At 60.3% G+C, this 19,782-nt stretch carries 18 protein-coding genes and 1 pseudogene; 9 read left to right on the top strand and 10 right to left on the bottom strand.

Translation table 11 applies throughout. The annotated features are described in order from the left end of the window. Positions 1–13 precede the first annotated feature (13 nt). Positions 14–808, bottom strand: a complete 795-nt coding sequence (locus ACZZZ4_RS11785; RefSeq protein WP_463547868.1) for an AraC family transcriptional regulator — start codon at positions 806–808, stop codon at positions 14–16. Between the two features lie 96 nt (positions 809–904). Between ACZZZ4_RS11785 and ACZZZ4_RS11780 the strand changes: the two genes are divergently transcribed. Then, positions 905–1,792: a DMT family transporter gene (locus ACZZZ4_RS11780; RefSeq protein WP_463547867.1), complete on the top strand. Its 888-nt coding sequence runs from the start codon at positions 905–907 to the stop codon at positions 1,790–1,792. A 96-nt stretch (positions 1,793–1,888) separates the two neighbouring features. Here ACZZZ4_RS11780 and ACZZZ4_RS11775 read toward each other — a convergent pair whose 3' ends face one another. Continuing rightward, positions 1,889–2,767, bottom strand: coding sequence for an alpha/beta fold hydrolase (locus tag ACZZZ4_RS11775; protein ID WP_463547866.1), 879 nt, complete (start codon positions 2,765–2,767; stop codon positions 1,889–1,891). Positions 2,768–3,021: 254 nt separating this feature from the next. Here ACZZZ4_RS11775 and ACZZZ4_RS11770 point away from each other — a divergent pair, with 254 nt between their 5' ends. Continuing rightward, entirely contained in the window at positions 3,022–3,552 is a 531-nt protein-coding gene (locus tag ACZZZ4_RS11770) for a ferritin-like domain-containing protein (protein WP_039756965.1), read from the top strand. Between the two features lie 237 nt (positions 3,553–3,789). On the opposite strand, the gene ACZZZ4_RS11765 is transcribed toward ACZZZ4_RS11770, so the two are convergent. After that, positions 3,790–5,865: an AsmA family protein gene (locus ACZZZ4_RS11765; RefSeq protein WP_415763774.1), complete on the bottom strand. Its 2,076-nt coding sequence runs from the start codon at positions 5,863–5,865 to the stop codon at positions 3,790–3,792. A 383-nt stretch (positions 5,866–6,248) separates the two neighbouring features. On the opposite strand from ACZZZ4_RS11765, the gene ACZZZ4_RS11760 reads away from it, so the two are divergent. The 7 genes from ACZZZ4_RS11760 (at position 6,249) to ACZZZ4_RS11730 (ending at position 11,582) form a co-directional block, all read left to right on the top strand. After that, on the top strand, positions 6,249–6,755 hold the full coding sequence (locus tag ACZZZ4_RS11760) for a hypothetical protein (protein ID WP_039756963.1): 507 nt from the start codon (positions 6,249–6,251) through the stop codon (positions 6,753–6,755). A gap of 154 nt (positions 6,756–6,909) precedes the next feature. Next, positions 6,910–7,542, top strand: coding sequence for a TetR family transcriptional regulator (locus ACZZZ4_RS11755; RefSeq protein WP_039756961.1), 633 nt, complete (start codon positions 6,910–6,912; stop codon positions 7,540–7,542). Positions 7,543–7,840: 298 nt separating this feature from the next. Continuing rightward, positions 7,841–8,341: an urease accessory protein UreE gene (gene ureE / locus ACZZZ4_RS11750; RefSeq protein WP_039756959.1), complete on the top strand. Its 501-nt coding sequence runs from the start codon at positions 7,841–7,843 to the stop codon at positions 8,339–8,341. Next, positions 8,338–9,012, top strand: coding sequence for an urease accessory protein UreF (locus tag ACZZZ4_RS11745; protein ID WP_415763775.1), 675 nt, complete (start codon positions 8,338–8,340; stop codon positions 9,010–9,012). Before ureE ends, ACZZZ4_RS11745 begins: the two co-directional genes overlap by 4 nt. 24 nt (positions 9,013–9,036) lie before the next feature. Continuing rightward, positions 9,037–9,651, top strand: coding sequence for an urease accessory protein UreG (gene ureG, locus ACZZZ4_RS11740; protein ID WP_071174254.1), 615 nt, complete (start codon positions 9,037–9,039; stop codon positions 9,649–9,651). 27 nt (positions 9,652–9,678) lie between these two features. Next, a complete protein-coding gene (locus ACZZZ4_RS11735) occupies positions 9,679–10,251 on the top strand; it encodes a HupE/UreJ family protein (protein ID WP_039756956.1) in 573 nt (190 codons plus the stop codon). 197 nt (positions 10,252–10,448) lie between these two features. Next, complete coding sequence (locus ACZZZ4_RS11730) at positions 10,449–11,582, top strand: AGE family epimerase/isomerase (RefSeq protein WP_463547865.1); 1,134 nt, start codon at positions 10,449–10,451, stop codon at positions 11,580–11,582. 178 nt (positions 11,583–11,760) lie between these two features. Here the strand turns inward: ACZZZ4_RS11730 and ACZZZ4_RS11725 are convergent, their stop codons facing one another. From ACZZZ4_RS11725 to ACZZZ4_RS11695, 7 genes and pseudogenes are all read right to left on the bottom strand, one after another. Beyond that, entirely contained in the window at positions 11,761–12,666 is a 906-nt protein-coding gene (locus ACZZZ4_RS11725) for a cation diffusion facilitator family transporter (RefSeq protein ID WP_463547864.1), read from the bottom strand. Between the two features lie 178 nt (positions 12,667–12,844). Beyond that, the gene (locus tag ACZZZ4_RS11720) at positions 12,845–13,609 is read right to left on the bottom strand and encodes an SDR family oxidoreductase (protein WP_016771914.1); all 765 of its coding nucleotides are present in this window, start codon (positions 13,607–13,609) and stop codon (positions 12,845–12,847) included. A gap of 839 nt (positions 13,610–14,448) precedes the next feature. Continuing rightward, positions 14,449–15,165 (bottom strand): ABC transporter ATP-binding protein, encoded by a 717-nt coding sequence (locus ACZZZ4_RS11715; RefSeq protein ID WP_016771915.1) that lies wholly within the window; start codon positions 15,163–15,165, stop codon positions 14,449–14,451. Beyond that, positions 15,162–16,034: an ABC transporter ATP-binding protein gene (locus ACZZZ4_RS11710; protein WP_101157697.1), complete on the bottom strand. Its 873-nt coding sequence runs from the start codon at positions 16,032–16,034 to the stop codon at positions 15,162–15,164. The genes ACZZZ4_RS11715 and ACZZZ4_RS11710 overlap by 4 nt, the downstream gene beginning before the upstream one ends. Further along, positions 16,031–17,330, bottom strand: a pseudogene (livM, locus tag ACZZZ4_RS11705) (high-affinity branched-chain amino acid ABC transporter permease LivM). The gene ACZZZ4_RS11710 and the pseudogene livM overlap by 4 nt, the downstream one beginning before the upstream one ends. A 3-nt stretch (positions 17,331–17,333) precedes the next feature. After that, positions 17,334–18,248 carry an ABC transporter permease subunit gene (locus ACZZZ4_RS11700; RefSeq protein ID WP_039756948.1) on the bottom strand — a complete coding sequence of 305 codons (915 nt, stop codon included), beginning with the start codon at positions 18,246–18,248 and terminating at the stop codon, positions 17,334–17,336. A gap of 241 nt (positions 18,249–18,489) precedes the next feature. Then, the gene (locus ACZZZ4_RS11695) at positions 18,490–19,623 is read right to left on the bottom strand and encodes an ABC transporter substrate-binding protein (protein WP_041480713.1); all 1,134 of its coding nucleotides are present in this window, start codon (positions 19,621–19,623) and stop codon (positions 18,490–18,492) included. Positions 19,624–19,782 lie beyond the last annotated feature (159 nt).

Genomic DNA, 19,782 nt, shown 5'->3' with positions numbered 1-19,782 from the left:
TAGTCAAAGCTTGTTACACCTTCCTGCCCTCGAGGTGGCTGCGCCGATATTGTTCCGGCGTACAGCCAGCCTGGCGGGCAAACATGGCGATGAAGGCCGAGCCGCTGCTGTAGCCGAGGTCGAAAGCGATTTCCTGCACCGAGCGCGAGGTTTCCAGCGCCTCGATCGCCGCCAGATAGCGCAAGCGCTGGCGCCACTCGCCAAAACTCATGCCCAGTTCACGAACGAACTGCCGCGCCAGCGTGCGCTCGCTGACATGCACCTGCGCGGCCCAATACGCCAACGGTTGGTTGTTGCCCGGCTCGGCCTGCAAGGCTTCGAGCATCGCCAGCAAGCCGGGACTGCTCGCATACGGCAGGTAACATTCCTGCACCGGTGCCTGTTGCAATTGATCGACCAGCACCTGGGCCAGACGCTGATCGGCCTCCTGCTCGGGGATCTTCACATCGCGGGCGGCGAAGTCCTTGAGAATCGCTTTGAGAATGTCGCTGATCGCCAGTGTGCAGGCGCGCCCCGGCAATCGCGCGCAGACCTCGCGATCAAGGCACACCGCGCGGTAGTTGACCGGTTGATGGCTGTAGAAACTGTGCTCGACCTCGGGCGGCACCCACACCGCGTACTGCGGCGGCGACATGAAGCGGCTGCCGTCGACATCCATGTGCAGCACGCCATGGGCTGCGTACTCAAGCGTGCCCCAAGGGTGCCGGTGCGGCGCGGCGTATTCGTGGGCGTTGAAATCGGCGTAGCGGAAGTACACCGCCGACGGCAATTCGCTGAAATCGAGCAGATCGATGTGTTTGCTGTTCATGCTGTCCGGATGCAGAGGCAGGTTGTCCGGTTCGCAGTATAGGCCTGCATCCAGACAGGCGATAATCGCGCTTCATCAACGTTCTGGTTTTGTCCCATGCAATACGCGTTTCCCCTGCTGGCGATTTTCATCTGGGCCGGCAACACCGTGATCAACAAACTGGCGGTCGGTGCGATTTTCCCGGCCGAAATCGGTTTTTATCGCTGGCTGCTCGCCGGCTTGCTGTTCACGCCGTTCATGCTGAGAAAAGTCATTGCCCACTGGCCGCAGATTCGGCCAAATCTCGGACGGATTTTCGTCCTCGGCGTGCTCGGCATGGCGGTGTATCAGAGCCTCGCCTATTTCGCCGCAACACTGACCACCGCAACCAACATGGGCATCATCCTGTCGTTGATGCCATTGATGTCGCTGGCCATGGCGATCATCAGCCTCGGCCAGCGCCTGACCGCCGGTGCGCTGGTCGGTGCGGTGCTGTCGTTCGCTGGCGTGCTGGTGGTGGTGTCGTCCGGCAGCCTCGGTGCGCTGCTGCAACACGGGGTCAACATGGGTGACGCAATGATGCTGATCGCCACGCTGGCCTACGCGGTTTACAGCACGCTGTTGAAAAAATGGCAGCTGCGCCTGCCACCGCTGGTGTTGCTGTACTTGCAGGTGCTGGTGGCGATAGTGGTGTTGTTTCCGTTGTTTGCTGTTTCGCCGAAGACAGGGCTGAATCTGCAGAACGTGCCGCTGGTGCTGTATGCATGCCTGCTGGCTTCGATGGTCGCGCCGCTGGCGTGGATGCAGGCGGTGCAGCGACTGGGGCCGAGCCGGACGACGCTGTTCTTCAATCTGCTGCCGCTGATTACCGCCCTGATTGCAGCAGTGGTGTTGAAGGAACAATTGGCGATGTATCACCTGGTGGGTGGATTGCTGACCCTGGGTGGGGTGGTTTTGTCGGAGCGCTGGACCACGGTGCTGGGCCGGCGGGTCGGCGTTGCCTGATAAGACCCCTTCGCGAGCAGGCTCGCTCCCACGTTGAAATGCAGACACCTGTGGGAGCGAGCCTGCTCGCGAAGAACGATGACGCGGTCTGTTTGGCTATAACCCTGCAGCCTCCAGCCGCGCCGTATGCTCGACAAACAGCCTTACCGGATCCACGCCTTTGCCCACCAGGCCCAGCGACTGATTGACGATGTCGAAATGATCCAGCGGATAGTCATCACCGATCACCGTGCCCAGATGCGAGCTGTAACGGCCGACCATGCCATCGCACTGCCCCGGCTCGCGAACGAAGGTCTTGGCGAACAAGCGACAACTGCGGTTGGTGCCGTCGAAAAGATTGCCGCCACGATCGGTCTTGCCCGGTTGCAGTGTCCCTGACCAGGAGTAGTAGCGCACACCGTTGACCTCTTCCGGCCCCTGCCCACCCCAGCTTTCCGGCAGCCCTTGTGGAAAGCGCTGATTGAACAAGGCGACGCCCGACGTCGTCAGCGATTGGTGAGAGGCGTGGATATCCACCGGCAGTTTCGGCCCATGATAACCGGTGTCGAGCAACGCCATAATCCAGCCGATCAAGCGCAGCAACGCTTCGAGTACGCGCCCTTTTGCACTGTCGGCGGGATAGTGCTGTTCCAGATAATCGGCCAGTTCGGAGCCGTGATTCGGCCCGGCCACCGATGTTACCGACGCCACCAGATCCGGGCGCTTCGCCGCCGCATACCGCGCGGTCAGCGCGCCCTGACTGTGGCCGAAGAGATTGACCTTTTGCGCCCCCGTTTCGCGGAGGATTTCCTCGATCCGCGCCAGCAACTGCTCGCCGCGCACCTCGGTGGAATTGAGTGGCGACACCTGCACGGCAATGACCGTCGCCCTCTTGCGGCGCAACGCCTTGATGATGCCGTACCAATACGGGTAGAACACCAGCCGGACAAACCCGAGCATACCCGGCACCAGCACCAGTGGATAACGTGTCGACATGGGATACATCCTTGTGCGCTGTGTGTGGAGGCCAGACGTGCAAGACGCCCGCCAAGCATCCACCTCGACGATGACAACTCAACGATAACCCTATTCCAGCTCTGACCCTCCCGACATCGCAGTCTTCAGCAGTTCCTGAACCGAGCCCAGCGTAAATCGTATAAAACTTTTCGCTTCGCTCAAGACTCACACCCTGAGTAGCGACCGCGTCTTCAGAACGTGGCGCCCATCGGATTAGCCTCCAGGAGAATGAAATGAGTGACCTGCATTTGTCTGATGTTCAAACCCTGCGCGAGCGCGCACGGCAACACGTGGAAAACGGCGCGGTCACCGAGGGTTACAACGCCAATCGTGAAGAAATACTGCGTTTGCTCAACGAGTCGCTGGCCACCGAACTGGTGTGCACCTTGCGCTACAAGCGCCACTACTTCATGGCCAACGGCCTGAAAGCCAACGTCGCCGCCGACGAATTTCTCGAGCACGCCAACCAGGAAGCCGAGCACGCCGATCGCCTCGCCGAACGCATTGTGCAATTGGGCGGCGAGCCGGAATTCAACCCCGACCTGCTGAGCAAGCTGTCCCATGCGCAATACGTGGCGGGCAACTCGCTCAAGGAAATGGTTTACGAAGATCTGGTCGCCGAGCGCATCGCCATCGACAGCTACCGCGAGATCATTCAGTACATCGGCGACAAGGACCCGACCACCCGCCGCATCTTCGAAGACATCCTTGCCCAGGAAGAAGAACACGCCGACGACATGGCGGACATCCTTAACGATCTGTAATCCTTTCAAATCGCTATCGCGAGCAGGCTCACTCCTACAATTGGAACGCGTTCCCCCTGTAGGAGTGAGCCTGCTCGCGATGGCGTCTTTGTAGACGCTGGAGATTATTTTGTTGGTTTGATCGTTCCCACGCTCTGCGTGGGAATGCAGCCAGGGACGCTCCGCGTCCCAAGAGCGGACGCAGAGCGTCCGTTGAGGCATTCCCACGCAGAGCGTGGGAACGATCAGATACAGGGACTACTTGGTAGGTTTGACGGTCACCGGTGCCTTGCCCTGCTTCATCTGCTCCAGCAACGGCGCGCACTGATTCGGCTCGCCACCGCTCGGCGCCACCAGCGCCAGCAATCCCGCCGCCGGTGCGGCTATCACGCCCAGCGCAACCATCCCCGCCCCGCGCAGCATCAACGGTACGGCTTTGACGCCGGCATCCGGTTTGATGAACTTGCCGCGCACATACAGCGGCGAGCGCAGGGAGATCAGACGCCAGCCTTTGGATTCCGGGGTCACAGTCAGATCGAGTTGTTCAGTGGCCATATTTGCCGTGCCATCGATGTAGATGATTGCGTTCTCGGTATCGAAGACAAACAGCCGCGTGGTCGCCAGGCCGGTCTTGATATCGAAGTCCGCCGCCGCGCAGTTGATCTTCACTTCCTTGTCGCCAAAGATCTTGCCGACCACGTAGTTGCCGACGTTGAGCCCGGCCAGTTCCATCAGCTCGCGACTGATCGCACCGTCATTGATCAACATCTTCAGATTGCCATTGGCGCCGCCGAGCAGCTTCGCCACGGAGTTGCCACGGCCACTGATGTCGGCATCGCCATTGAGCTCACCGAAACTGGTTTTCATCGGCTCGAACGTCGGGAACAGTTCCTTGAGCTTGAACTTGCGTGCGGTCAACCGCGCCCGGCCTTCCAGCGGCTCGGTGCGGCCATTGAGACGAATCTGCGCATCCAGCGTGCCGCCGGCAACGCCAAAGCGCAGCGGCTCCAGGCTGAGCTCGCCGTCGTTGAGTTTCAGATGGGTATACAGATCCTTGAACGGCAGCTTCTCGCTGTGGACGATACGTTTGCCGGTGAACTCGACATCGGCATCCATGGCGCGCCAGCGGTCGGTCTTGAATTCTTCCACCGGCAGGACTTTGTCTGCTGGCTGCTTGCTCGCCCCGCCGCGGGCCTTTTGCTCGGCGTTGGAGTCGGCGCCGATCAACGGCGCAAGGTCAGCGAAAAGCAGTTGATTGGAGAGCAACGCACCCGTGAGTTTCGGCCGTGGCTGGCTGGCCACGTAGGTCAGGTCGCCGTGGATGTCGCTGTCGCCGATCTTGCCGTTGAATTTCTCATAAGTGAACTTTGCCCCGGCTTCGTCATACAGCTTGGCGATCAGGTGGCCGTCGGTGGAATACGGTGGCGTATCCGGCAGGGTCACGCCGGTCAGCGGGTAAAGATTGCCGAGGCTGTCGCCCGCCAGCTTCAGGCGCAGGTCGAGGGCGCCGAGATTCAGCGGGTCAGTCAGGGTGCCGGCCAGTTCGATACGGGTGTCGCCGATTTTCGCCTGGGCCTGCAACGGAAACGGTTTACTCGCGTCCTGCAACGCCAACAAGCCACCAATCTTGCCCTGCCCGGTGAGGTTCTGCCCGTGATACTGGCCTTTGACCTTGAGTGCAAAGGCATAGTCCTGCGGTGCACCGCCCTTGTCCTGAGCAGTTTTCGCCGCTTTGTCGCCGACAATCTCGTTGAATGGAATCGGCTTGCCGAGCGGGTCGATCAGCACATCGAGGTTGGTCTTCAGGGTCTGGTCGTCGAGAGTCACGTGGCCCTTGTCGAAGCCGATGGCACCGATGTCGACCACCCAGTTGGATGGCTCGGCATTCGGATCCTTGGGGTCGAATTTGAACGTCCAGTTGGCGCGGCCATCGGCCAGCCGTTGCAGCTCGGCATTCGGCTCGGTCAGGTCGATGCGCGGAATCACCACGCGCTGCGCCAGCAGGGCCAGCGGCGAAATGCGCAGCTCGACGCGTTTGAGCGTGACCATCTGCGGCTGCTTCGACCAGTCCGGGTTGCCCAGGCTCAAGTCCTCGGCGACCACATGCGGCCACGGCACCCAGGCGCGCCAGCCGCCTTCTTCCGGCTCGCGCTGCCAGATCACCGCCAGGTTGCCATTGATGGCAAACGCCCGATGCAGTTCTTCCGAGACTTTGGCGTTGATGGTGGGTTTGATCCGGTTCCAGTCGAAAAACACGATGATCAGAATCAAGGCTGCCAGCAGCAGCGCGAGGATGGCGAAGGTCCAGCTGAAGATTTTTCCAGTGCGCGTCATGCACAAAGCTCCTGATCACGACCGCACGCCGGCTACCCGACGTACAGCTGAAACGGCAGACCGAAGCGGCCCTTATGCAGTCTGTGACTGGCGAAAGGCTCGCAGGTTTAATTGAAAGGCAGTTTAAGCCATAAAAGGCCCGGCAAAACTGACCGATCGGTCGAGCAGTGTTACCGCGACCCGCACTCTTGCGAGGCGCGAGTGAGTCGAAAATACCCACGACGGTGCATAACCGTCGCCCGCAAAGGCCCGATCTAGAGCCTTCGCGCCGAACAATCAATTCTGTTGATTATTACCATTGCGTTTATGAACTTTTATATCGACTTATCGAGAGTAGCATTGCCCTCGTACCCACTTTATCGCCCTCCCGAGGAGCCACTATCATGAAACGCCAATTACTGCTCAGCCTTACCCTGTCGATGCTAGCCAGCACTGCTTTCGCCCTGCCCGCTGCCGATCAGGCTACTCCGCAAATCAAATCGAGCCACTCGGTGTTCAGCCAGACCGTAGCTTCTGACGGTTCCGAGCGCACTCCACAAGGTCAGACCCTGGCTGAAAACGGCCGCAACCGCCTCGAAGAAAAAGGTCTGGTTCAAGACGGCTCGGATCGCACCCCACAAGGCCAGGCCCTGGCTGAAAACGGTCGCAATCGCCTCGAAGAGAAAGGCCTGGTTCAGGACGGTTCGGATCGCACACCACAAGGTCAGATCCTCGCCTCCGACGGTACCGAGCGCACCCCACAAGGCCAGACTCTCGCATCCGACGGTACCGAGCGCACTCCACAGGGCCAGACCCTGGCTGATGACGGCTTCGATAAAACCCCACTGGGTCAAGCCCTCGCTGAAGGTGGTGGTGACCGTGTGATCGAACGCAACAGCAAATTGAGCTGAGCCCATGACGGCCCGGCAAAAAAGCCCAATCAGCGGATTGGGCTTTTGACTTTTCAGCTTCTGTAAAACCCTCGCTGCACGACTCCCCGTTCGACGCCGACAAAGCCGATTTGCTAGAGTGCGGCGCTTGTCCTGCCGAAGAACACACCCTGCGATGCTGCCCCGCGCCGAACAGAAACAACAGACCCGCAACGCCTTGATGGACGCTGCCCGCCACCTGATGGAAAGCGGCCGAGGATTCGGCAGCCTGAGCCTGCGCGAAGTGAGCAAGACCGCCGGCATCGTGCCCACCGGTTTCTACCGTCATTTTGCCGATATGGACGAGTTGGGGCTGGTGCTGGTCAGTGAAGTCGGTCAGACCTTCCGCGAGACCATCCGCCTGGTGCGTCACAACGAGTTCGTCATGGGCGGCATCATCGATGCCTCGGTGCGCATCTTCCTCGATGTGGTCAACGCCAACCGCTCGCAATTCCTGTTTCTTGCCCGCGAACAATACGGCGGCTCGCTGCCGGTGCGCCAGGCGATTGGCCGATTGCGCGAGAACATCAGCGCCGACCTGGCGGCGGATCTGGCGCTGATGCCCAAGCTGCAACATCTGGACATCGCCGGGCTCAGCGTGATGGCCGACCTGATCGTCAAATCGGTGTTCGCCACCCTCCCCGACATTATCGACCCGCCCGCCGAAGCCTTGCCCGAGCACCTGACCCCGCAGGCGAAGATCACCCAGCAACTGCGCTTCATCTTCATCGGCCTCAAGCACTGGCAAGGGCTGGGCAGTACCGAGTAACCCCTTCTTTATCTGGCACAGCGCAGCCCCTGTGGGAGCAAGCCTGCTCGCGAAAGCGCTGGGTCAGCTGAATACATCTTGGCTGACACTGCGCATTCGCGAGCAGGCTCGCTCCCACATTGACCATCCGTCACGGCCTCGATTTGGTGCATGACAAATCCTTCATGCACCAAAACCTTCCAGAATCACCGCGCCTGTTGAAAGATCAGGCACGCGCCGACAGCTATTTCCTACACATCGCCCGATTGGCGCGGCGCTTGCTCTAGCCCAATCAACGTTCATTGCTGGAAGCTTTCCGATGCTGGTGATTCATCGCAGAATCGACCCTCAACCCGTCTGGGCCGCTGAGTTGCACCTGACCTTCGAAGCGCGCAGCAAAAGCCGTTTGCGCTGTTTCAGTGCCGAAGGCGAAGACGTCGGGTTGTTTTTGGAGCGCGGCCAGCCACCGCTGTATGACGGCGAATGCCTGCAGGCCGAAGACGGCCGTGTGGTGCGCGTCTGCGCCCGTCCCGAACAACTGCTCCATGTCACGTGCGCCAATGCGTTCGAACTGACCCGCGCGGCCTACCACCTCGGCAACCGCCATGTCGCTCTGCAAGTCGGCGATGGCTGGTTGCGCCTGCTCGACGATTACGTGCTCAAGGCCATGCTCGAGCAGCTCGGCGCACAAGTCGAAGCCATCGAAGCGCCGTTCCAGCCGGAACACGGCGCTTATGGCGGCGGCCATCATCATTCCCGCCACGGTGACGAAGACTTCAACTACGCACCGAAACTCCACCAGTTCGGCGTGCGCCTGTGAATCCGGCCTGGGCGCTGCTGCGTCTGGCCAGTCCGCAACTGCCGATTGGCGGCTACAGCTATTCCCAAGGCCTGGAAATGGCGGTGGATAACGGCCGGGTAAACAATCCGGACAGCGCCCGCCGGTGGATCAGCGATCAACTGCTGCTCAATCTCGCCCGTTTCGAAGCGCCACTACTGTTGGCGCATTGCCAAGCCGCAGCAAAAGAAAACTGGACCGAACTACGGCAACTCTGCGAGAGCCACCGTGCCAGCCGCGAAACCCATGAGCTGCATCTGGAGAGCCGGCAGATGGGCTACTCGTTGCAGCAACTGCTCAACGGTTTACCGGAACTCGACACGCCGTCTCGCGACTTTCTCGGACAGATCAGCGAACCGCATCTGGCCTTGTGCTGGGCACTGGCAGCACGGGCCTGGGGCATCAGCCCGCAGGATGCTCTTGCTGCGTGGCTGTGGAGCTGGCTGGAAAACCAGCTCGCCGTGTTGATGAAAACCCTGCCGCTGGGCCAGCAAGCCGCCCAGCGCCTGACCAGCGAACTGCTGCCGCTGCTGCAACAGGCGCAGCACGAAGCGACCCGCATCAATCCCGAACACATCGGCAGCGCCGCTTTCGGCCTGTCCCTGGCGTGCATGGCCCATGAGCGCCAGTACAGCCGTCTGTTCCGTTCCTAGGGCCCGTCCACTTTGGAGAATCACATGAACACACAACCTCTGCGCGTCGGCATCGGCGGCCCGGTCGGTTCCGGCAAGACCGCGTTGACCCTGGCCCTGTGCCTGGCCCTGCGCGAGCGCTACAACCTCGCCGTGGTCACCAACGACATCTACACCCGCGAAGACGCCGATTTCCTGGTGCGCAACGAAGCCCTCGCGCCGGAGCGGATCATCGGCGTGGAAACCGGCGGCTGCCCGCACACGGCGATCCGCGAAGACGCCTCGATCAACCTCGAAGCGGTCGATCAACTGAACCGGCGTTTTCCCGGGCTGGATCTGATTCTGGTGGAGTCCGGCGGCGACAACCTTTCGGCAACTTTCAGCCCCGAGCTGTCAGACCTGACCATCTACGTGATCGACGTTTCCGCCGGCGACAAGCTGCCACGCAAGGGCGGCCCGGGGATCTGCAAGTCCGACCTGCTGGTGATCAACAAGATCGACCTGGCGCCACTGGTGGGCGCCTCGCTGGAAATGATGGACAGCGACACCAAACGCATGCGCAACGGCAAGCCGTTCGTGTTCAGCAACCAGAAAACCGGTCAGGGCCTCGAGGAAATCATCGCCTTCATCGAACGTCAGGGCCTGCTGACCGCTGCCTGATCCACTTATCAACAAGGAAGCTTATCCATGACACTCAAACGCATTCTTGGCGCCGTGGCGCTGCTGCTGACACCGGCACTGGCGTTCGCTCATCCGGGGCATGGCGACAGCGGCCTCGTCGCGGGCATCAGCCACCCGATCGGCGGGCTCGACCACTTGCTGGCAATGCTCGCCGTCGGTTTGTGGGCGGCGCAGCAACAAGGCGCGGCGCGCTGGGCGCTGCCGTGCACCTTTGTCGGCACCATGTTGCTGGGCGGCTTGCTCGGTTTTGAAGGGCTGGAGTTGCCGGCGCTGGAAAGCGGGATTGCTGCTTCGGTATTGGCGCTGGGCCTGGCCGTGGCACTGGCGGTGCGTCCGCCGCTGATGATGGCGGTGGCAGCAACGGCGCTGTTTGCGCTGTTCCATGGCGTGGCGCATGGGCTGGAGTTGCCGGAAATGAGCAGCCCGTGGGCGTATGCGGCCGGGTTCGTCGCGGCGACAGCGGTTTTGCATGCGCTCGGTTATGGCGTGGTGCGAGTTCTTCCGCAGGCAGCGGCGCCGCTGGTGCGGTTGGCGGGTGCGGCTTCGGCGGCGACTGGGGTGTGGTTGCTGGCAGGCTAATCTCTATCGCCTGAGCCGGCCTCATCGCTGGCAAGCCAGTTCCCACAGGTTATTGGATAAGTCCACAATTGTGTGGACACCCAATTTCCATGTGGGAGCTGGCTTGCCAGCGATGACGGCCGATCAGACACCAAACCTTTAAAGGCTGCCTCTCTGCTACCATGTCGCGCAATCGCCCCAGCCCGTGACGCCCGCCCATGCCCCACGCTTCCCGCTCCACCGCCCTGCCCGAATTGACCGCCCTGTTTGGCCAAGTGCAGCAGCACTTCCTCGACGTGATCGTGCCGCTGTGGCAAGGCCCGGGCTGGAATGCCGACATGGCGTTGCCCTATGAGGCGCTGGACGCTACACACCAGCCGTTGCCAGTGCAGCGCTATCGGGCGATGGCCTGCGCACGGCAGCTGTATCTGTTCTCCAGCCTGATCGGGGTTGTGAATAACGCCGAAGTCCGCGCCGCCGCGCTGTTCCGTTCCCTGCAACGGCATTTCCATGATGCCGAACACGGCGGCTGGTTCTACAGCATCGACGCACAGGGCAAGCCGCTGGATCAGCGCAAGGATCTCTACACTCACGCCTTCATTCTGTTTGCCTGCGCGCATTACTGGGGCAAGTCCCGGGATTCGCTGGCCGAATCGACACTCAACGCCGCGCTGGAAATCATCGGCCGCCGTTTTGCCACCGGCGACGGTTTGTACGAAGCCTGCCTGGAGCGTGACTGGCTCACCCTGCAAACCGGCCCGCTGCAGAACCCGCTGATGCATCTGGCCGAAGCCTTTCTGGCGACCCTTGCGGTGCGCGAAGACCCGCAGACGCACAAAGCCCTGCTTGAGTTATGCACAGCCATGCACAAGCAATTCGTCGATCCGCAATACGGCGTGTTGATGGAGAAGCCGCTGGGTGCTGTGGATAACTGGTACGAGCCAGGGCATCAGTTCGAATGGTATTTCCTGCTCGAATCGTCGCCGCTGTTACGCGGTTCGAAACTGCATCGGGCATTGGATCGCGCGTTTGCCTTCACCGAACAATATGGCGTGCTCGAATCATGCGGCGCGGTGCGGGCGATGCTTGATCTGGAAAGCAATGGCCGTCCAAGGGATTCGACCCAGCGCATCTGGGCTCAGGCCGAATACCTGCGTGCGCTGACCTTGCGCGCCGATAGCGAAGCGGTGGTGCTGCGTCAGTTGCAGGCGTTGCAGCAGCGGTTTCTGCATGCCGGCGGCTGGCATGAGTGCCGGGATGAAAATGGTGAAGTCAGCCGCAAGGACATGCCATCGACCACGCCCTATCATTTGGCGACCTGCTACCACGGTTTGGCTGAATATCTTCGCTGACCTGTGCAAAGAAGGATTTTGGGGCTAGAGGATTACTGTGGCGAGGGGATTTATCCCCGTTGGGGCGCATAGCGGCCCTGAAAAGAGCGGGGCCGCTGCGCGCCCAGCGGGGATAAATCCCCTCGCCCCAATAAATCCCCTCGCCACAACTGTGTTCTCAGCAGATATCCGGATCAGATCAAGCAATCCACTTCTTGTCACCCGTGAAGCTGATCGTCAACCAGCGCGCCGCATCCGGCTCGCCCAACTGCGCGGAAATCTGCTCGCGCAACGCATCCAGCTGCGCGACATCGCGCAGCGGATAATCCGCCGGCAACACCACATGAATTTCGATGAACCGCGCCCGACCGTGCTTTTGCACGTAGGACACGTAATCGTCGAAACCATGTTCGACCTTCGCCACCTCCATCACCTGCCGTACCTGCTCATCCAGCGTGTCCGGGGCAATACCCAGCACATCATGCAAGGCCGGGCCGAGGATCTTGAACGCCGGGGGCAGCATGGTCAGGGCCAGCACGATGAGGATCAATGGGTCGACATACACCGCCCACTCGCCATAGCCCTGGGACTTGAGCAGCAGCGCGGCGAGGAAACTGATCAACAGGCCCACCGAGAGCATCGCGTCGACCAGCCAACTGATGTTGTCGAACTGGATGAGGCTGGATTTGAGCGCGCGATTACGCCGGCGCACGTAAAAGAAGTAGGCGAACTCGACGACGGTGAATACCGCCGCGTAGACGATCACCAGACCCAGCTCGATATCGCGGCCACCATTGATGATGCCGAATACGCCGTTGAGAAACGCATAGATCGCGATCAACAGCAGGAAGCTGCCCTCGATCAGCAGCACCATCGGCTCCAGATGCCAGAAGCCGAACTGGAAACGCTGATTGCTTTGCTTGGCAATCAGCCGGGCGGTGATCAGCATCAGGATTTTGATGAACGTCGCGATCAGCGAAAAAAAGCCATCGAACAGGATGGATTGCGAACCTGAAACAAAACCGGTGACGATCCCGGCAATCGACACCGCCAGCATCAGCAGCGTCGACTGTTTGAGCAGTGCCTGCTCACCTCGGTTACTCACTTGAACTCCTCATGAAACCTTGAGCGCCGCGGGGTGCGGCCTGATGGTTGAGTGAGGAGTTTAGCTTATCGTCCTGTCTTGCCTGTGCCGACCCTTTCGCGAGCAGGCTCGCTCCCACAGGGAAAAATGCATGTCCAATGTGGGAGCGAGCCTGCTCGCGAATGGCCTCAACGCGGTATCAAGCCTTGTTACGCTCGATGGCAAACCCGGCCCAGGTCTGGCTCACCGGCATCAGCTCCAGGCTGTTGATGTTGATATGCGCCGGGGTGTTCATGACCCAGAAGATCGTCTCGGCGATGTCCTGCGGCTGGATCGGCTCGGCGCCAGCGTAAGTGGCGTTGTAGCGTTCCTGGTCACCGGCAAAACGTACCAGCGAGAACTCGCTTTCGCACAGGCCGGGCTCGATATTGCTGACCCGCACGCCAGTGCCTTGCAAGTCGCAACGCAGGTTCAGCGAGAACTGTTTGACGAAGGCTTTGCTCGCGCCGTACACGTGGCTGCCCGGGTACGGATAGTTGCCGGCGATGGAACCGAGGTTGACGATACCGGCACCACGGCCGTGGGCGATCAGCCGAGGCAGCAGCAGGCGGGTGGCGTACATCAGGCCTTTGACGTTGGTGTCGACCATGGTGTCCCAGTCATCCAGATCGCATTTCGGCGCCGGGTCGACGCCGAGCGCCAGGCCGGCGTTGTTGATCAGGCCACGGAGTTTGGCAAACGACGGCGGCAGGTTGGCGATTGCCTCCTCCATCGCCTTGCGATCGCGCACATCGAGGACCAGACCATGCACTTCGGTCTGCTTCGACAGTTCGGCGCACAGGGCATTGAGGCGTTCTTCACGACGGCCGGTCAGAACCAGCTTCCAGCCAGCCTCGGCAAAACGACGGGCACAGGCTTCACCAAAACCGGACGTCGCGCCGGTGATAAACAGGGTGTCGGACATCGTGTTCTCCTTGCTTCGGCCGCCACGGCAGCCCTTGGAATAGAAAATCAGCAGGCAGCATGCCCGCCCTCGCGGATACGGGCAACACTTGCCAGCTGTACAAAAATCAACCAGACCCGCCAAGGCCACAGCCAGCGTGGCCTGTAGCCATGTGCACGCATGTTATCCACAGTCTGCTCCACAGTTTCCGGGGGCAAGTGCAAACGCGCAAAGCCGCGCCACACAAGGCTTTGCGCCCGAAATGGAAAGTTTTTTGCTTGACGGTGAGGCGGGGGATGTGCGGGACAGGGCATTTTGCACGACGGGCGGTGCAACCGGGTGATTGCGCGAGGCCAGCAAATACGGCCCTCAGAGAGGTCTTTCCAGAGTTTAGTCACAGACTTATCCACAGGATTGCCGACATGGAATGACTACGTCTTTGTTCCCCAGAAAAAGGTTGACAACCACAGCGCTCACTCCCGCAAAAACGCCTGATCAAAAAACAATCACAAGCCTGGAGGCCACGTATTACAAGGCCTGTAACCATATACACCCACGTTATTCACAGCCAGCTCCACAGTAACCGGGGACAAGTCAAAACTGTGGAAAAACAGCCATTTGCAGCGTCTATATGTTGCGCTTTGGCAGCTTGGGGAATTTGTTTTCCACAATCTTGGACGTTGTGCAAATCCCTTGTAGGAGTGAGCCTGCTCGCGATCGCTGTTATTCGGCCAACATTGACGTGGCTGATGCACCGCGATCGCGAGCAGGCTCGCTCCCACAGGGCACTGTGGTGGATTCCAGAAATGAAAAAGCCCCGGGACGCTCGTCGCCGGGGCTGTGTACAACCGCGAGAAAAATCAGTGCCCGCCCAGATAGGCGTTGCGCACCTCCTCGTTCACCAGCAACTCTTTACCCGTGCCGGTCAGGCGAATCTCGCCGTTGACCATCACATAAGCCCGGTCCGACAGCTTCAACGCATGGTTGGCGTTCTGCTCGACGAGGAAAATCGTCATCCCGGTTTTCGCCAGCTCGCGCAGAGTGGCGAAAATCTGCTTCACCACGATCGGTGCCAGACCCAGGCTCGGTTCATCGAGCAGCAACAGCTTCGGCCGGCTCATCAGCGCACGGGCGATGGCGAGCATCTGCTGTTCCCCGCCAGACATGGTCATCGCCCGCTGATTGCGCCGTTCTTCGAGCCGTGGAAACAGCTCGAACATGCGCTGCATGTCCTCTTTGGCGTACTTGTCGCCAATCGGGATAGTGCCCATCAGCAGGTTTTCCTCAACGGTCATGTCGGGGAACACCCGCCGCCCTTCCGGCGACTGCGCAATGCCGTTGGAGGCGATGTAGTGCGAAGACTTCTGTGTGATGTCGACGCCTTGATAGAGAATCTGCCCGCCTGCCGCTCTCGGCTGGCCGAATATCGACATCAGCAAGGTCGACTTGCCGGCGCCGTTGGAGCCGATCAGGCTGACGGTTTCGCCTTCGTTGATCTGCAGGGAAACGCCTTTGAGCGCCTGGATCGGGCCGTAGAACACGTCCAGATTACGCAGTTCGAGGATCGGTTGACTCATACCAGCTCCTCTTCGTCGGCGCCCAGATAGGCCGCGATCACTTTCGGATCGTTGCGGATCGCTTCCGGCCCGCCCTCGGCGATGACGATGCCGTGGTCGAGAACCACGATGTGATCGGAAATGCTCATGACCATGCCCATGTCGTGTTCGATCAGCACCACGGTCAGATCGTGCTCGTCGCGCAGCAGCCTGATCATCGCGCTGAGCGCTTCGGTTTCCTGAGGATTGAGGCCGGCGGCCGGTTCGTCGAGGCAGATGATCTGCGGGCGAGTGCACATGGCCCGAGCGATCTCCAGACGGCGTTGCTGGCCGTACGAGAGTTCACCGGCGAGACGGTTGGCGCAGTCGACCAGATCGACCACTTCCAGCCAGTAGAACGCGACATCCAGCGCATCGCTCTCGGCCTTGCGATAGCCCTTGGTGTTGAGGATGCCGGCGAGCATGTTGCGGTTGACCCACATGTGCTGCGCGACCAGCAGGTTTTCCAGCACCGACATTTCCTTGAACAGGCGAATGTTCTGGAACGTACGGGCAAGACCGGCACGGTTCACCAAGTGAGTACCGCCGAACATCTTGTAGTACAGGCGGCTGAGGAAGGATTTCGGCGAAACGAAATCGGTCGGTTTGAACGACTCGCCCAGCAATTGAATGACGTTGGTCTGCTGGCCGCGCACGTTGAGTTCGATCTTGCCGCCCGTGGCCTTGTAGAACCCGGTCAGGCAGTTGAACACGGTGGTCTTGCCGGCGCCGTTGGGGCCGATCAGGGCAAAGATCGAATTGCGTTTGACCTTCAGGCTGACATCGCTCAAGGCCTTGATGCCACCGAAATGCATCATCAGTTTTTCAACAGAGAGTACGACTTCACTCATGGCGCAGTCCTCTCGTAGTGAATGGCACCTTTGCGTGGTTTGACCCCGGTGCGGCTGATGCGGATCAGCCCGCGTGGTCGCCAGATCATCATCAACACCATGAGGATGCCGAACAGCAGCACGCGGTATTCAGCGAAGCCGCGCAGCAGTTCCGGAGCGACGGTGAGCACGAACGCGGCGATGACCACGCCGATGGTCGAACCCATGCCGCCGAGCACGACGATGGCGAGGATCAGCGCCGATTCGAAGAAGGTGAACGAAGTCGGGTTGACGAAGCCTTGATAGGTGGCAAAGAACACCCCGGCCAGACCCGCCGTCGACGCACCGATGGTGAAGGCCGAGAGCTTGACCAGCACATGGTTGAGGCCCATCGAGCGGCAGGCGATTTCATCTTCACGCAGGGCTTCCCAGGCGCGACCCACCGGCATTTTCACCAGCCGATGCTTGATGTACAGCACCGCCAGCACCACCAGGAACAGCACCGCGTAAATGAAGTAATACTTCACGTCCGGGTTGTAGGTAAGACCGAAGAACTCATGAAACGGTACTCCGCCATCCTTCGCCCGCTTGCCGAACTCCAGGCCGAAGAACGTCGGCAGTGGCGCCGGCATGCCGTTCGGCCCGCCAGTCAGCGACAGCCAGTTGTTCAGCACCAGACGAATGATTTCACCAAAACCCAGGGTCACGATCGCCAGGTAGTCACCGTGCAGACGCAACACAGGAAAACCGAGAATGCAGCCAGCCAGACCTGCGGTGATCGCCGCCAGCGGCAGCACGGTCCAGAAACCCAGACCCAGATATTGATAACCCAATGCCAGACCGTAGGCGCCGATGGCGTAGAACGCCACGTAACCCAGATCGAGCAACCCGGCCAGACCGACCACAATGTTCAGCCCCAGCCCCAGCAGCACGTAGATCAAGCCGAGGATGACCACGCCCAGCAGGTAGGAGTTGGATACGAACGGCACGATGATCGCCAGCACGATAATCAGCGGGATGATCCAGCGCAGCCGCGATTTGTAGTCCGCCGGCAGCACGTGCACACCGGAACCGGTGCTCTCGAAACCGTCGAGGATCTTCAGGCCCTTGGGTGTTTGCAGGAACAGGCTGAGGGCAAAGCGACCGGCCATGACGATGGCAATGATCCACGCCACGCGAGTCGCTTCGAGGTTGAAGCTGTAGCCGTCGAGGACCACGCCGACAATCGGCCCGAACACGATCAGCGCGATCAGGCCGGCAAGAATCGCCTCGACCAGACTTTTTGATATCGATGGACTTTTCAGTGGTTGCAGACATCGCTTACACCTTCGACACAAGAGGACGGCCCAACAGGCCCTGCGGCCGGAAGACCAGTACGAGGACGAGCAGCGAAAAACTGAACACGTCTTTGTAGTCGGAGTTGACCAGACCGGAGAACAGCGACTCGGAGATGCCGAGGATGATCCCGCCGAGCATCGCGCCGGGCAGTGAACCGATGCCGCCCAGCACCGCTGCGGTGAACGCCTTGATGCCGATGATGAAGCCGGCATAGAAGTCGAACGTGCCGTAGTTCATGGTGATCAGCACACCCGCCAGTGCCGCCATGGCTGCACCGATGATGAACACGTAGGAAATCACCCGATCGGTGTTGATCCCCAAAATCGAGGCCATCTTGCGGTCTTGCTGGGTCGCGCGGCACATGCGGCCGAGCTTGGTGTATTTGATGACGTAGGTCAGCAGCCCCATCCCGACAAACGCGGCGATCAGGATGAAGACTTTGGTGTAGGTCAGTTGCACGAAGCCGCTGCCGACTTCAACACGCCAGGCACCGGTCAGCAGCGTAGGCACGCCCTGTTGTTTGGCGCCCTGAGCGATCTGTGCGTAGTTCTGCAGAATCAGCGAGATACCGATGGCGCTGATCAGCGGCGCCAGGCGGGTCGAGTTACGCAGGGGTTTGTAGGCAACACGCTCGATGACCCAGCCATACACCGCCGTGACGACGATGGTGAAGATCAGCGTGCCGAGCATCAGCAGCGGGAAGGATTCGATACCGAAGTAAGCCAGCAGAGCCAGACTGATTGCCGCCAGGTAAGCGGAAATCATGTAAACCTCGCCGTGGGCGAAGTTGATCATGCCGATGATGCCGTAGACCATTGTGTAGCCGATGGCGATCAGGCCATAGACCGACCCGAGGGTCAGGCCATTGACCAGTTGCTGCAGGAAAATACCATCCATAACGCAATCTCACGCAGTGAGAACCTGCGCGCCATCGGCGCGCGGTTCTTCTAGGAAAAATACAGATGTACGTCGGAGCAATGTCGGAGCGTGATCAGCCCGATCGCCACTGAATCCTGTGGGAGCTGGCTTGCCAGCGATAGCGGTGGATCAGCCAACTTGTGTGTCGATTGACCTTACGCCATCGCGGGCAAGCCCGCTCCCACAGGGTTTCAAGTGAGCCGAGCGATCGCTTCAGCCCTTACTTCTGCTTTTCCAGCTGGTGGTATTTGCCGTCCTTGTCCCACTGGTAAACCACGTAGTCGGAGACTTTCAGGTCGCCTTTGGCATCCCAGGTCTTCTCGCCCATCACGGTTTTCACCGGGTTGGCCTTCAGCCACTTGGCAGCGGCTTCGCCGTCGTTTTTCTTCGCGCCGTTGAACGCCGCCGCCAGGGTCTGAACCGAGGCGTAGGCGTACAGAGTGTAGCCCTCAGGCTCGGTACCGGCCTTACGGAACGCGTCCACTACGGTCTTGCTCTCTGGCAGCAGACGCGGGTCAGCGCCGAAGGTCATCAGCACGCCATCGGTGAATTGCGGGCCGCCAGCAGTGGTCACCAGTTCGTCGGTCACGATGCCGTCGTCGGACATGAACTTGACGTCTTTCAGGCCTTGCTCACGCAGCTGGCGAACCAGTGGACCGGCTTCCGGATGCAGGCCGCCGAAGTAGACGACATCGGCGCCGGCGCCACGGATCTTGGTGACGATGGTGCTGAAGTCTTTCTCGCCACGGGTCAGGCCTTCGTACAGCACAGGCTTGACGCCGCGTTTTTCCAACTGAGCCTTGGTAGCGTCCGCCAGGCCTTGGCCGTAGGTGTCCTTGTCATGCAGCACGACAACTTTCTTGCCCTTCAGCATGTCGACGATGTAGTCGCCGGCGACGATGCCTTGCTGGTCGTCACGTCCGCACATACGGAACATGGCGCTGAGACCGCGTTCGGTAACTTGCGGGTTGGTCGAGCCCGGGGTGATCGCGATGATCCCGGCTTCGTCGTAGATTTCCGATGCTGGAATGGTCGACGAGGAGCAGAAGTGCCCGACCACGCCGGCGACTTTCTGGTTGGTGAGGTCCTTGGCGACCGTCACTGCCTGCTTCGGTTCGCAGGCGTCATCGCCTTTGACCAGGACGATTTTTTCCCCATTGACGCCGCCCGCCGCGTTGACCGCATCGGCCGCTGCCTGTGCACCCTTCATGTACTGCTCGCCGAATGCCGCGTTGGCACCGGTCATCGGACCCGCTACACCGATCTTGATATCGGCTTGAGCAAACGCAGAAACACCCAGCGCAGTAGCGACTGCGAGGGCCAGAAAGCCTTTCTTGTAAAACGTCTGGGACATGAGGTGGTGCTCCAAGGTTTTTTTAGTTGGCACTGCGACTTCACTTCACTCAAAGCTCAGAGCAAGGCCCGTGCCATCGGTTTTTTATTCTTCAAAAAGTCGCTGCGTTGTTGTTATTTCGACTGTTTCGGTCCCATTTTCATTGGGCGTGCAACCGTC

Source organism: Pseudomonas sp. AC252 (assembly GCF_979258105.1).
This window is presented reverse-complemented; position numbering and strand designations above follow the sequence as displayed.

What these genes read in the sequence shown, in the direction of transcription:
- ACZZZ4_RS11785 (WP_463547868.1), bottom strand. Translation starts at nt 808, where the DNA reads ATGAACAGCAAACACATCGATCTGCTCGATTTCAGCGAATTGCCGTCG.
- ACZZZ4_RS11780 (WP_463547867.1), top strand. Translation starts at nt 905, where the DNA reads ATGCAATACGCGTTTCCCCTGCTGGCGATTTTCATCTGGGCCGGCAAC.
- ACZZZ4_RS11775 (WP_463547866.1), bottom strand. Translation starts at nt 2,767, where the DNA reads ATGTCGACACGTTATCCACTGGTGCTGGTGCCGGGTATGCTCGGGTTT.
- ACZZZ4_RS11770 (WP_039756965.1), top strand. Translation starts at nt 3,022, where the DNA reads ATGAGTGACCTGCATTTGTCTGATGTTCAAACCCTGCGCGAGCGCGCA.
- ACZZZ4_RS11765 (WP_415763774.1), bottom strand. Translation starts at nt 5,865, where the DNA reads ATGACGCGCACTGGAAAAATCTTCAGCTGGACCTTCGCCATCCTCGCG.
- ACZZZ4_RS11760 (WP_039756963.1), top strand. Translation starts at nt 6,249, where the DNA reads ATGAAACGCCAATTACTGCTCAGCCTTACCCTGTCGATGCTAGCCAGC.
- ACZZZ4_RS11755 (WP_039756961.1), top strand. Translation starts at nt 6,910, where the DNA reads ATGCTGCCCCGCGCCGAACAGAAACAACAGACCCGCAACGCCTTGATG.
- ureE (WP_039756959.1), top strand. Translation starts at nt 7,841, where the DNA reads ATGCTGGTGATTCATCGCAGAATCGACCCTCAACCCGTCTGGGCCGCT.
- ureG (WP_071174254.1), top strand. Translation starts at nt 9,037, where the DNA reads ATGAACACACAACCTCTGCGCGTCGGCATCGGCGGCCCGGTCGGTTCC.
- ACZZZ4_RS11735 (WP_039756956.1), top strand. Translation starts at nt 9,679, where the DNA reads ATGACACTCAAACGCATTCTTGGCGCCGTGGCGCTGCTGCTGACACCG.
- ACZZZ4_RS11730 (WP_463547865.1), top strand. Translation starts at nt 10,449, where the DNA reads ATGCCCCACGCTTCCCGCTCCACCGCCCTGCCCGAATTGACCGCCCTG.
- ACZZZ4_RS11720 (WP_016771914.1), bottom strand. Translation starts at nt 13,609, where the DNA reads ATGTCCGACACCCTGTTTATCACCGGCGCGACGTCCGGTTTTGGTGAA.
- ACZZZ4_RS11715 (WP_016771915.1), bottom strand. Translation starts at nt 15,165, where the DNA reads ATGAGTCAACCGATCCTCGAACTGCGTAATCTGGACGTGTTCTACGGC.
- ACZZZ4_RS11710 (WP_101157697.1), bottom strand. Translation starts at nt 16,034, where the DNA reads ATGAGTGAAGTCGTACTCTCTGTTGAAAAACTGATGATGCATTTCGGT.
- ACZZZ4_RS11700 (WP_039756948.1), bottom strand. Translation starts at nt 18,248, where the DNA reads ATGGATGGTATTTTCCTGCAGCAACTGGTCAATGGCCTGACCCTCGGG.
- ACZZZ4_RS11695 (WP_041480713.1), bottom strand. Translation starts at nt 19,623, where the DNA reads ATGTCCCAGACGTTTTACAAGAAAGGCTTTCTGGCCCTCGCAGTCGCT.